General features: G+C 64.3%; 8 protein-coding genes. 3 read left to right on the forward strand and 5 right to left on the reverse strand.

Annotated features, from left to right (window positions below; genetic code table 11):
- Positions 1–78 precede the first annotated feature (78 nt).
- On the reverse strand, positions 79–330 hold the full coding sequence (locus KYK29_RS11405) for a BON domain-containing protein (RefSeq protein WP_254691018.1): 252 nt from the start codon (positions 328–330) through the stop codon (positions 79–81).
- Between the two features lie 132 nt (positions 331–462).
- Between KYK29_RS11405 and KYK29_RS11410 the strand changes: the two genes are divergently transcribed.
- Positions 463–1,236 carry an NAD kinase gene (locus KYK29_RS11410; protein ID WP_254691019.1) on the forward strand — a complete coding sequence of 258 codons (774 nt, stop codon included), beginning with the start codon at positions 463–465 and terminating at the stop codon, positions 1,234–1,236.
- A 55-nt stretch (positions 1,237–1,291) separates the two neighbouring features.
- The gene (locus KYK29_RS11415; protein WP_254691274.1) at positions 1,292–1,774 is read left to right on the forward strand and encodes a hypothetical protein; all 483 of its coding nucleotides are present in this window, start codon (positions 1,292–1,294) and stop codon (positions 1,772–1,774) included.
- An 89-nt stretch (positions 1,775–1,863) separates the two neighbouring features.
- On the opposite strand, the gene prfB is transcribed toward KYK29_RS11415, so the two are convergent.
- From prfB to KYK29_RS11430, 3 genes are all read right to left on the reverse strand, one after another.
- Positions 1,864–2,995, reverse strand: a protein-coding gene (gene prfB, locus KYK29_RS11420) for a peptide chain release factor 2 (RefSeq protein WP_254691020.1) whose coding sequence is annotated in 2 segments (ribosomal slippage) — positions 1,864–2,925 and positions 2,927–2,995 — 1,131 coding nt in all. Because the reading frame shifts where the segments join, the coding sequence is not laid out codon by codon here.
- A 99-nt stretch (positions 2,996–3,094) separates the two neighbouring features.
- Positions 3,095–5,548, reverse strand: a complete 2,454-nt coding sequence (locus tag KYK29_RS11425) for a penicillin-binding protein 1A (RefSeq protein WP_254691021.1) — start codon at positions 5,546–5,548, stop codon at positions 3,095–3,097.
- A 258-nt stretch (positions 5,549–5,806) separates the two neighbouring features.
- A complete protein-coding gene (locus KYK29_RS11430) occupies positions 5,807–7,042 on the reverse strand; it encodes an N-acetylmuramoyl-L-alanine amidase (protein WP_254691275.1) in 1,236 nt (411 codons plus the stop codon).
- Positions 7,043–7,682: 640 nt separating this feature from the next.
- Between KYK29_RS11430 and KYK29_RS11435 the strand changes: the two genes are divergently transcribed.
- A complete protein-coding gene (locus KYK29_RS11435; RefSeq protein ID WP_254691022.1) occupies positions 7,683–10,685 on the forward strand; it encodes a ribonuclease E/G in 3,003 nt (1,000 codons plus the stop codon).
- Between the two features lie 78 nt (positions 10,686–10,763).
- On the opposite strand, the gene KYK29_RS11440 is transcribed toward KYK29_RS11435, so the two are convergent.
- Positions 10,764–11,918, reverse strand: a complete 1,155-nt coding sequence (locus tag KYK29_RS11440) for a pyridoxal phosphate-dependent aminotransferase (protein ID WP_254691023.1) — start codon at positions 11,916–11,918, stop codon at positions 10,764–10,766.
- Positions 11,919–11,996: the final 78 nt, after the last annotated feature.

Consider the following 11,996-nt stretch of genomic DNA (forward strand, 5'->3'; position numbering starts at 1 on the left):
ATTCCCTGGTTTCAGAGACTTATCGCAACCGGCAGCCTCGCTTTGGCTGTCAGGGAAACCGTCGCACCGGTTGCGTTCTCAGGGCGGATGAAGCCAGATCATGCGATCCCAGATCGAGATCGGTCCGACGATGGACAGAACGATCTCCCGCGCCCTCTGCGCGGCTTCCGGCGTGGCGAAACCGGACAGGACAACCGCTTGCGGCTCCAGTGAAACTTCGATCCGCGAGCCGGAACAGATCGGATCATAGGCGATGGCCGCGACGAGGGACGCCCTGAGCCCGTCGCCGCGAGCGCCAAACGGCCCGCCCGGATAACCGGCTCCGCTCATCGTGCCCTCCCGAATTTTATTGTTTCAGGGAGAATGCCGATGGGCGGAACTAAGTTCCTGTTGCAAATGGCGAATATCTCCGCATGATCCGCCGGGACAGGCGACGCTTGCAAGAGGATGCGGACCGGCGGGATGACGCGAGACTTCAAATCCATTTCCTTCGTCGCCTCCCAGACGTACGAAGCGCAGGAAGCCCGGCAGGAACTGATCGGCATCTACGGCAATGCCGATCCCGAGCAGGCCGATATCATCGTGGCGCTCGGCGGCGACGGCTTCATGCTGCAGACGCTGCATACCACCATGAATTCCGGCAAGCCCGTCTACGGCATGAATCGCGGCTCCGTCGGCTTCCTGATGAACCGTTATGACAGCACGAACCTCCTGGAGCGCATCGCCGGGTCCATCGAAAATGCGTTCCGTCCGCTGGAAATGATCACGGAGGACGTCAGCGGCCAGAGGCGGCGCGCGCTGGCGATCAACGAGATCTATGTGTTCCGGCAGTCCTATCAGGCCGCCAAGCTGCGCGTGAGCGTCGACGGGCGGGTGCGTCTGGAGGAACTCATCTGCGACGGCCTGCTGCTGGCCACTCCCGCGGGCTCGACCGCCTATAATCTCTCCGCGCACGGCCCGATCCTGCCGCTGGAAGCACCGCTGCTCGCCATGACGCCGGTCAGCCCGTTCCGTCCGCGCCGCTGGCGCGGCGCGCTGCTGCCCAACAAGGTGACCGTAGACATCGAAGTGCTGGAGGCGGAGAAACGGCCGGTCAACGCCGTTGCCGACAATACGGAAGTGAAATCCGTGACCAGCGTCCATATCGCCGAATCGCGCGATACCGAAGCCCGGATCCTGTCGGATCCGGATCATTCCTGGTCGGATCGTATTCTTGCCGAACAATTCGATCATTGAAGCCATGGCGGCAGCCCGCCGCTCCTGCCGACCCGACGAGAAAGTCCGTTCCGCCATGATCCGTCTCCTGCTGCTTGCCGCGCTTGCCGCCCTGCCCGTCCTCTCCGCCCCGGCGACGGCGCAGGAGAATTCCCCCGTGCCGGCATCCGTCATCTTCGTCGTCAGCACCGGCTTCTGGGAGGAGCCGGACGAGACGGATGGCGAGAGCGAAGCCGATCAGCCATCGGCGATGCGGCGCGGCTATTACAAGCTCATCGCCGAACGCCAGCCGGACGGCACGGCTGAAGTGCATCTCCAGCAGATCGAGGCGACGCCCGAAGGGCCGTCCATCACCTCCTCCACCGTGCTGGAGGAGTTTTCGGCCATGAAGCCCTATGTCACGGATATCCGTCCGGAGAATTCCACCGGCATCACCCGGCAGGCCGGGCTCTTCGCCACCGTCTATCTCAAGACGGATCCGCAAACGGTCGAGCCGGAAAGCTGGACCGTGCTGATCGACGATCTCGGCGAGATCCGGGTCGAGCGGGCGACCAACTGAACGGACGGGATTTCCGTCCGGGGAGACCGGCGCTCCCGAAATGCAAACGGGCGCCGAAGCGCCCGCCTGTCGTTCGGTCTGGAGCGAGATCAGGCCAGGTCGTCGACCGCGGCGCCGCTGCCGCCGTTGACGCGATGCGCCAGGGCGGCTTCCATGAACTCGTCCAGATCTCCATCCAGAACGTCGGACGGCGCAGTGCTTTCGACACCGGTGCGCAGGTCCTTCACGAGCTGGTACGGCTGAAGCACATAGGAACGAATCTGGTGGCCCCAGCCGATATCGGTCTTCGAGGCCGATTCGGCGTTGGCCGCTTCCTCGCGCTTCTTCAGTTCCGCCTCGTAAAGGCGCGCGCGCAGCATGTCCCAGGCCTTGGCCCGGTTCTTGTGCTGGGAGCGTTCCTGCTGGCAGGCGACGACGATTCCCGTCGGAATATGCGTGATGCGCACCGCCGAATCGGTCGTATTGACGTGCTGGCCACCCGCGCCGGACGAGCGGTAGGTATCGATGCGGCAATCGCTCTCGTTAACCTCGACATTGATCGAATCGTCGACCACCGGATAGATCCAGATCGAGGAAAACGACGTGTGGCGGCGGGCATTGCTGTCATAGGGCGAGATACGCACCAGCCGGTGCACGCCCGATTCGGTCTTCAGCCAGCCATAGGCGTTATGCCCCTTGACGAGGATCGTCGCCGACTTGATGCCGGCCTCTTCTCCGTCGTGGACTTCCAGCAGTTCCACCTTGAAACCGGAGCGCTCCGCCCAGCGGGTGTACATGCGCAGCAGCATGTTCGCCCAGTCCTGGCTTTCGGTGCCGCCGGCGCCGGAATGGACTTCAAGATAGGTATCGTTGCCGTCGGCCTCGCCGGAAAGCATGGCCTCGACCTGCTTGCGCGCGGCCTCGGTCCTGAGCGCCTTCAGCGCTTCCTCGGCTTCCGAGACGATATCGTCGTCGCCCTCTTCCTCACCGAGCCCGATGAGTTCGATATTATCCCTGAGCTGCTGCTCGATCGCCTTGACGCCGGCGATGCCCTCGTCGAGCTGCTGACGCTCGCGCATCAGCTTCTGCGCCTCCTGCGGGTCGTTCCACAGGTTGGGATCCTCGGCCTTGTTGTTCAACCAGTCCAGTCGTCTTATCGCCTGGTCCCAGTCAAAGATGCCTCCTCAGCAGGCTTATGGCCTGCTTGATTTCGTCGACGACATTCTCGATTTCCGCTCGCATGTCCGCTTTCTTCGCTGCTGATTTTCGGGTGGCCGTGAAATAGTCAGGGCGGACGCGGATGTAAAGCCCCGTGTCCGCCCGCAAAACAATGGAAAGCGGTCAGAACAGGCCGCCGCTGCCGCCGGTGATCGCCTGATTGGCCTGGGGCGAATTGCGCAGGATTTCCTCCGGCGTGGCGTAATCGTCGCCGCCGATGACCGAGAAGATGTCCGCCGGGCCGGTGCCGGGCTTGAAGGCTTCCATGATCGTATCCGGGTCGCCCGCCTCGGCCTGCATGCCCGTCTTGCGATTGACGGGAATGAGCTTCATCCCCTCGGGGATGATGAATTTCGTCGGCCTGGTGCCTTCGACCGCCAGTTGCAGGAACTCGTTGAAGATCGGTGCGGCGAGCGAGCCGCCCGTGGCGCCGCGACCGAGCGGCGCGGGACTGTCGAAACCAAGATAGAGGCCCGCGACGAGATCCGGCGTATAACCGACGAACCAGGCGTCCTTCTCATCGTTGGTCGTGCCGGTCTTGCCGGCAACCGGGCGATCGACCTTGATCTTGCCGGCGGCCGTACCGCGGGTGACGGCGCCCTCCATCATGGAGGTGATCTGATAGGCCGTCATCGGATCGAGGACCTGTTCGCGGTTGTCGATCAGCACCGGCTCTTCCTGGTGCTCCCAGTCGTTGGCGTTGCAATTCTCGCAGGCCCGCTCCTCATGGCGGAAGATCGTCTTGCCGTAGCGGTCCTGGATGCGGTCGATCAGCGACGGCTTGATCTGCTTGCCGCCATTGGCCAGCACGGAATAGGCCGACACCATCCGCAGCACCGTCGTTTCGCCCGAGCCGAGCGACATGGCGAGAACCGGCAGCATCTTGTCGTAGATACCGAAGCGCTCCGCATATTCGGCGACGAGGTTCATGCCCATGTCGTTGGCGAGCCGGACCGTCATGAGGTTGCGCGAACGCTCGATGCCGAGCCGCAGCGTCGAGGGGCCGGCCGAGCCGCCGCCGTAGTTCTGCGGCCGCCAGACCTGACCGCCCGAAACGATCTCGAAAGGCGCATCCATCACCACGGAGGCCGGCGTATAGCCGTTGTCGAGCGCGGCGGCGTAGACGAAGGGCTTGAAAGACGAACCCGGTTGACGCATCGCCTGGGTCGCGCGGTTGAACTCCGACTGCGCGAAGGAAAAACCGCCGACCATGGCGAGGACACGCCCCGTATGCGGGTCCATGGCGACGAGGCCGCCCTGAACCTTCGGCGGCTGACGCAGACGATAGGAGCCCTCCCCGTCGTTCGTCGGCTCGACATAGACCACATCGCCGGCATTCAGCACGCCGACCGGCGTTTTCGTCGTCTTGCGGTCCCCCTTGGCCGAGCGGTAGGCCCAGGTCATGTTCTTGGCGTCGATGCGGCCGGTCACCCGATCCGCCACGACCTTGCCCGAAGCCTCCTTGCGGGGCTGGAGTCCGATGTCGACCCCCCGGTCGTCCACCGCAAGAACGGCGGCGAGCTTCCATTCCGGCACGTCCGAATAGGCGTTGACCTTTGCAAGCTCCACGCCCCAGTCGCCACCGATCTCGATCGTCTCGATCGGGCCGTGGAAGCCGCGCCGCTCGTCGTAATTCAGCAGCCCCCGCTGGAGGGTCTTGCGCGCGGCCACCTGGAGACGGGGATCAAGCGACGTACGCACCGAAAGCCCGCCCTCGTAAAGCGCATTGTCGCCATAACGCTCGATGATCTGGCGGCGAACCTCCTCCGCGAAGAATTCGGATGCGAAGAGATAGGAGCCGCGATGACGGGGGGTGACGCCGAGCGGCTGTTTCTTGGCGTCCGCGCCCTCGCTCGCCGAAACGTAGCCGTTCTCCGTCATCCGGTCGATCACCCAGTTGCGGCGCTCGATCGCCGCCTCGACACGGCGGAACGGATGGTAGTTCGACGGTCCCTTCGGCAAGGCGGCGAGATAGGCCGTCTCGGCCAGCGAAAGCTCGGTGACGGACTTGTCGAAATAGGTGAGCGCGGCCCCGGCGATGCCGTAGGAATTCAGCCCGAAGAAGATCTCGTTCAGATAGAGTTCGAGGATGCGATCCTTGGAATAGGCCTGTTCGATGCGGAAGGAGAGGATCGCCTCCTTGACCTTGCGGTCGATGGTCTGGTCGGAGGTCAGGAGGAAATTCTTGGCGACCTGCTGGGTGATCGTCGAAGCGCCGACCGGGCGGCGGCCCGAACCCATGTTCTGGATATTGACCACGATGGCGCGGAACAGGCCGGTCACATCGACGCCGGGATGCTGGTAGAAATTCTTGTCCTCGGCCGAAAGGAAAGCGGCCTTCACCCGATCCGGGATGGCCTGGATAGGCAGATAGAGGCGGCGTTCACGCGCATATTCGGCCATCAGCGCGCCGTTGCCGGCATGGACCCGTGTCGTCACCGGCGGCGCGTAATTGTTCAGCACCTCGTAGTCGGGCAGGTCCTTTGCGACACTTCCGAGATAAAGCGCGACCGCCCCCGCAACGACGAGGAAGAAAACTGCGCCGATCCCGAAAAAATATCCAATCAATCTGACCATGAGCCGCGTACCGATGCCTTAAATATAGTGATTATGGTGAACATTGCCGCCGGGCCTGCCCTCAAGCCGGCAGACATGCCCCGCCGAAACGCTCGACGTCATAGACTCATCTATCGATTTTCACACCCGTCTAGCGTTCGGAATGTGAGGAAAATAGGGCTTAGCGCAAGCGTCGGCCCCTGACCACCGCACAATGGCGCCGGTTGTCACTTTTCCAGCACAGCGCGGCAAAGACGGGAAGGTCCGTCGCCGCCCCGCTCAGCCGCCATTCGACACGACGGACAGGCGGTAGCGCTCGACCGCCTTGGCGATGAGACCGGCCACCTTTTTCTGCCAGTCGGGATCGACCAGAAGCTTCTCGTCCTCCTTGTTCGAGAGGAAACCGAGTTCCAGCAACACCGAGGGCACATCCGGCGCGGTCAACACCCGGAAACCGGCGTGACGATGGGGGTTGTTGATCAGCAGCACCTCGCCTTCGAAGGTGCGCACCACCTCGCGGGCGACGCTGATGGAAAAGGCCTGCGTCTCGCGGCGGGCGAGATCGATCAGGATATCGGCGACCTCCGCCGGCTCGCTGTCGAGCGAGATGCCGGCGATCTGGTCCGAAAGGTTCTCGCGCTCCGCAAGACGGGCGGCGAGACTGTCCGATGCCTTGTCGGAAATGGTGTAGACCGTCGCGCCGCGGATATCCTTCTGGCGCAGGGTGTCGGCGTGAACCGAGACAAGCAGGTTCGCCCCCTCGCTGCGCGCAAGCTGCACGCGCTGGGAAAGCGACAGGAATTCATCCTTGTCGCGGGTGAGGACGGCGCGGGTGTCGGGAAGGGCATTCAACGCGTCGGCAAGTTTGCGGGCAAAGGCCAGCGTGATGTCCTTTTCCACCGTCTTGCTGGAAGCGCCGGTCGCGCCATTGTCGATGCCGCCGTGGCCGGCGTCGACGGCGACGACGAAGGGTCCCCGATTCGCCCCGGCTGCGGGCAGCATCAGCGGCGCGGTCTCCTGCGCCGCCGCCTCCGCCTTGCGCCATGTCTGTTTGTCGAGATGTTCCTGGAAGACCTGGTCGGTGACGATCGCCGCGTCGATCACCAGGCGGAAGGTCGAGGCTCCATCCTCCTGCTGCACCTCGGCGAGCGCGACGGCTACGGGTCGTTCCGCCGTCAGCACGATCCGCGAGCGACCGGCGGCCATCGTGCCGTAGCGTATATCGGCAAAGATGCCGCGCGCCGCCAGCTGGTCTTCCTCCATCGCGAAATCGGTTTCCGGCAGATCGACCAGCACCCGATACGGATTGGCGACGTAATGCACCTGGAAGTCCGGCTTCCTGTCGAAATCAATGACGAGCCGCGTGCGGGCATCGTCGCCGGCGACACGCGCGGCGAACGCCAGCAGCGGCCGGTCCGCCTCCGGCGCGGCGGCAAAGACCGTTCCCCAGCACAACAGCCAGACGAAGACCGCAACGGCGGCGCGGCGCAGAAGACCGGTCGGAGGGAATATCATCAGCACGTCAAGCCCGTTCGAAAAGGTGGAGATGGCGCGACGCGACGCGCGACAACGCCCGCGAATGCGCCCCTATGGTTAACCGGTCGTCGCCGGACCGGCGCGCCACAAACATCGGAGCAAATTCATCAATATTATGACACCTTTGGCTTTTCCCTTGCCATTGTGACATATAGGCCATAAAAACATGTCCGGAAAGAAAGATTGGACGGGATAGAATCGTCCGACCAGGCAGCCACCTTCCTCGGGACGCCACCTTCCCCGGGACTTGGCGCCGAAACGGGCCTTCATCCGCCGTCGAACCGCTTTCTTCCAGCCGATTGAATCGCGTAATCCGGCGGTGGCCGGAACAGTCAGGGCGGTTTTCCGCCGCCCGCCCCTTTCCGGGGCAACTTCATCGGACCGGACAGGTCTATGGCATTGGCATTTTCGCGTGGACGTTGATGTTGTCACAGCGGCTTTATCCAGACGGTAGCAGATGCCGGGCGGCTTTCGCCCCTGCTTCGGTCTGGTCGCTGCTGGCGCATCCGTGCCCGGCGGGAACTTATTTATTCGACGCAGCCCCTTATCGTTCCGGCTCGTCCCTTTCGGGGGACCTTTCGCCAGACGGAATGCGCTTGCGTCGAGGAGCACAATCTAAATGGCAGAAAAAATGCTTATCGACGCGTCTCACGCCGAGGAGACGCGCGTTGTCGTCGTACGCGGGAACCGCATAGAAGAATTCGACTTCGAATCCCAATACAAGAAGCAGATCCGCGGCAATATCTATCTCGCCAAGGTGACACGCGTCGAACCGTCGCTTCAGGCGGCCTTCGTCGATTACGGCGGCAACCGCCACGGCTTCCTGGCCTTCGCGGAAATCCATCCCGACTATTACCAGATCCCGCTTGCCGATCGTCAGGCCCTGTTGAAGGCCGAGGCGGAAGAGCATCGTCACGACGACGATATCGAACCGGTGGAAACCGGAACGGACGTTTCCGATGACGATGCAGGCGCTCACGCCGAAACGGCCGGGCCCGCCGCCGTCGAGGCTGCTGCTCCCGTAGCGGAGGAACTTCCGGCAGAACCGGCAGAACCGGCAGCCGCAGTCTCCGAGACAGCGGCCGAAAGCGCGGCGGAGGCGTCGCCTGCCGAGGCCGAGGCCGAGGTCGCGCCGTCCGTGGAAGAGCCGGCGAAGAAGCCGCGCCGCACCCGCCGGGCCAAGGCGAAGGTCGAAGATGCGCCCGAGGCCACCGAAAGCGCGCCGGCGTCGGAAGGCGGCAGCGACGACGAAACACCCGGCGGGGCGATGGCCGCCGCCGTGGACACGGACGAGATTTCCGAACCCGCCGGGCCGCGCGAACCGGCAGACGACAATGGCGATGACGACGACAGCGACGACGATGATCACGATCACGGCGGCGACGAAAAGGAAGTCATCGAATCCGTCGGCGCGGAAGACGCGATGGAAGAGGTTCCGGACCGCGTGGTGCGCAAGCCGCGCAAGCAGTACCGCATCCAGGAAGTCATCAAGCGCCGCCAGATCCTGCTCGTGCAGGTCGCCAAGGAAGAGCGCGGCAACAAGGGCGCGGCGCTGACCACCTATCTTTCGCTTGCCGGCCGCTATTCGGTGCTCATGCCGAACACGGCGCGCGGCGGCGGCATTTCCCGCAAGATCACCAATGTGCAGGACCGCAAGCGTCTCAAGGAGATCGCCCGCAGCCTCGAGGTTCCGCAGGGCATGGGCGTGATCCTTCGCACCGCCGGCGCCAACCGCACCAAGGTCGAGATCAAGCGCGACTTCGAATATCTCATGCGCCTGTGGGAAAACGTCCGCACGCTGACGCTGAATTCGACCGCGCCGTGCCTCGTCTATGAGGAAGGCTCGCTCATCAAGCGGTCGATCCGCGACCTCTATAACAAGGACATCGGCGAAATCGTCGTGGCCGGCGAGGAAGGCTACAAGGAAGCGAAAGCTTTCATGCGCATGCTGATGCCGAGCCATGCGAAGGTCGTGCAGCCCTATCGCGACGTCCATCCGATCTTCTCGCGCTCCGGCATCGAGGCGCAGCTCGATCGCATGCTGCAACCGCAGGTGACGCTGAAATCCGGCGGCTACCTCATCATCAACCAGACCGAGGCGCTCGTCGCGATCGACGTCAACTCCGGCCGCTCGACGCGCGAGCAGTCCATCGAGGAGACCGCCCTCCAGACGAACCTCGAAGCCGCGGAAGAAGTGGCGCGCCAGCTCCGGCTGCGCGACCTCGCCGGCCTTGTCGTCATCGACTTCATCGATATGGAGGAGAAGCGCAACAACCGTGCGGTCGAGAAGCGCCTCAAGGATCACCTCAAGAACGACCGCGCCCGCATCCAGGTCGGCCGCATCTCGCATTTCGGCCTGCTCGAAATGTCGCGCCAGCGCATTCGCGCCTCGGTGCTCGAATCGACGATGCAGACCTGCCCCCACTGCAACGGCACGGGTCATATCCGCTCGCAGTCTTCCGTTGCGCTGCATGTGTTGCGCGGCATCGAGGAATATCTGCTCAAGAACACCACCCATAACATCACGGTCCGCACCACGCCGGATATCGCGCTCTACCTGCTTAACCACAAGCGCGGCACGATCACCGACTACGAGGCCCGGTTCGGCGTCCAGATCATCATCGAGGCGGACGCGCATGTCGGCGCGCAGCATTTCGCCGTGGATCGGGGCGAGCCGGTGGAAAATCCGGTCAAGATCGAGCAGATCGTCCATTTCGAACCTGAACCGGAAGACGACGACGTCGTGTTCGAGGAAGAGATCGACGAGGAAGAGGCCGAAGCCCGGCCGGCGGCGCAGGCCTCCGGCAATGGCAATGGCAACGGCGACGACAACGGTCGCAAGCGCAAGCGGCGCCGGCGTCGTCGCGGACGCGGACGCGACGGTGACGACGGCGCCGATACCGCCTCCTTCGGTGGCGAGCAGGCCGGTGACGTCGATACGCTGGACGACGACGAAAGCACGGATGGCGAAGACGACAATGGCGAGGACGCATCCGCCAACGGCTCCGAAACCGACGAGCCCCGTCGCAAGCGCCGCCGCCGCGGCAAGCGTGGCGGCCGCCGCAACCGGCCGGAAGACGAGATGACGGCGGAAGCCGACGACGCTGACTCCGGGGAAAACGGGAGCTCCGACGACACCGCGGACGCCGACGGGAACGAAGCCCCCGCCGGGGACAGCGAGCCGGCGATCGACGGGGAGATTGCGCAAGAGCAGCCGCAAGCCGCCACCGGGACTCCAGCAAGCGATGCTCCCGCCGGCGAAGCCGCCGCCGACGCTCCGGCAGCCGAGGCGGAGGCCAAGCCGAAGCGCCCTCGTCGCAGCCGCAAGGCCGTGACCGAGGAAACGGCGACCGACGCCGTCGCGCGCGCCGAGATCGAGGCTGCGCCGGAGCCTGTCATCGAACAGGCGCTGGAAGGCGAAGCCGCGCCGGTCGAGCCGGATGTCGAGACGGCAGCCGCCGCTCTCGACGAGCCGCAGAAGCCCGTCCGCGCCAATCGCGACATCTCGCAGATTGCATCGGAACCGGTGGTGACCTCGTCCGCCGAGCAGAAAGCCGAGCCGGACGCAGAACCGGAGAAGCCGAAGCGCGGCGGATGGTGGCAGCGTCGCGGCTTCTTCTGAGGCAGGCGACACGCAGACAGCAGAAAGGCCCGCCGATACCCATCGGCGGGCCTTTTTCTGTCGTCCGGCCGGACGAGATCAGCGCAGCCAGGCTGCGATACGGTCGACCGCCTCGTTCATTTCCTCATGGGAACCGGCATAGGAAAAGCGCAGCGCATGGTGACCGTCGCCCGGGTCGAAATCGAGGCCGGGGGTGGCCGCGACATCGATTTCCGCCAGCATCCGGCGGGCAAAGTCCATGCTGTCATTGGTGAAGCGGGCAACGTTGACATAGGCGTAGAACGCGCCGTCCATCGGCGAGGCGACGGTGAAGCCCAGCACCGGCAGGCGCTCGGCGAGAAGATCGCGATTGCGTCGATAGGCGTCGCGATGGACATCGAGTTCCCCGGCCGCCCCGAGCGCCGCCTCGGCCGCGATCTGCGACAGTTCCGGCGCGGAGATATAGAGGCTCTGGGCAATCCGTTCGACGGACCGCACCAGCGCCGCCGGCAGCACCATCCAGCCGATGCGCCACCCGGTCATGCAATAATATTTCGAGAAGGAATTGATCACCACGGCGTCCTCGCCGAAGGAGAGCGCCGTCGCTTCTTCACCGACGAAGGTAAGGCCGTGATAGATCTCATCGGAGATGAAGGCGATGTCGTTATTGCGGCAATAGCCTGAGAGCGCGGCAAGGTTTTCCCGGCGTGTCACGGTGCCGGTCGGGTTGGCGGGACTTGCCAGCAACACACCGTGGATACGGCCATGGTCGGCGGCGGCCTTTTCGAGCGCCTCGGGCGTCAGCGTGAAGCCGTTTTCGGCATTCACCTCGATCTCCACCGTCTCGATGCCGAGCGCGGCCAGTATATTGCGATAGGCCGGATAGCCCGGCCGGGCGATCGCCACGCGGTCGCCCGCATCGAACAGGGCGAGAAAAGCAAGGTTGAAGCCGGCAGAGGAACCGGTCGTGATCGCGATGCGGCCGGGATCGATCTCGATACCGTGCCTGGCGCGGTAGAAACCGGCGATGGCGCGCCGCAACGACAGCAGTCCGAGCGCATCCGTATAGCCGATACGTCCGTGGTCAAGCGCCGCGCGCGCGGCTTGAAGCGCAACCTGCGGCGCGGAATGGACCGGCTGGCCCACCGCCATCGAAATGACCGGCCGGCCCGCCGCCCGCCGCTTCGTCGCCTCCGCCAGTACGTCCATTGCGTGGAAGGGCTCGACGGCGCCGCGTTTTGAAAGTCTCATCATATCCGTTCCGTTTCGAAGTCGCGCCCGGAAGGAGACCGGGCGAAAGCGTGCGGTGGTTTTGCGGCAAGGACGGGGGCA

The sequence above is a fragment of the Shinella daejeonensis genome, from assembly GCF_024281235.1.
Classification (GTDB): Bacteria; Pseudomonadota; Alphaproteobacteria; order Rhizobiales; family Rhizobiaceae; genus Shinella; species Shinella daejeonensis.

Bases quoted from the DNA above. Each gene is read 5' to 3' on its own strand.
- KYK29_RS11405 (WP_254691018.1), bottom strand. From the start codon at position 330: ATGAGCGGAGCCGGTTATCCGGGCGGGCCGTTTGGCGCTCGCGGCGAC.
- KYK29_RS11410 (WP_254691019.1), top strand. From the start codon at position 463: ATGACGCGAGACTTCAAATCCATTTCCTTCGTCGCCTCCCAGACGTAC.
- KYK29_RS11415 (WP_254691274.1), top strand. From the start codon at position 1,292: ATGATCCGTCTCCTGCTGCTTGCCGCGCTTGCCGCCCTGCCCGTCCTC.
- KYK29_RS11425 (WP_254691021.1), bottom strand. From the start codon at position 5,548: ATGGTCAGATTGATTGGATATTTTTTCGGGATCGGCGCAGTTTTCTTC.
- KYK29_RS11430 (WP_254691275.1), bottom strand. From the start codon at position 7,042: ATGATATTCCCTCCGACCGGTCTTCTGCGCCGCGCCGCCGTTGCGGTC.
- KYK29_RS11435 (WP_254691022.1), top strand. From the start codon at position 7,683: ATGGCAGAAAAAATGCTTATCGACGCGTCTCACGCCGAGGAGACGCGC.
- KYK29_RS11440 (WP_254691023.1), bottom strand. From the start codon at position 11,918: ATGATGAGACTTTCAAAACGCGGCGCCGTCGAGCCCTTCCACGCAATG.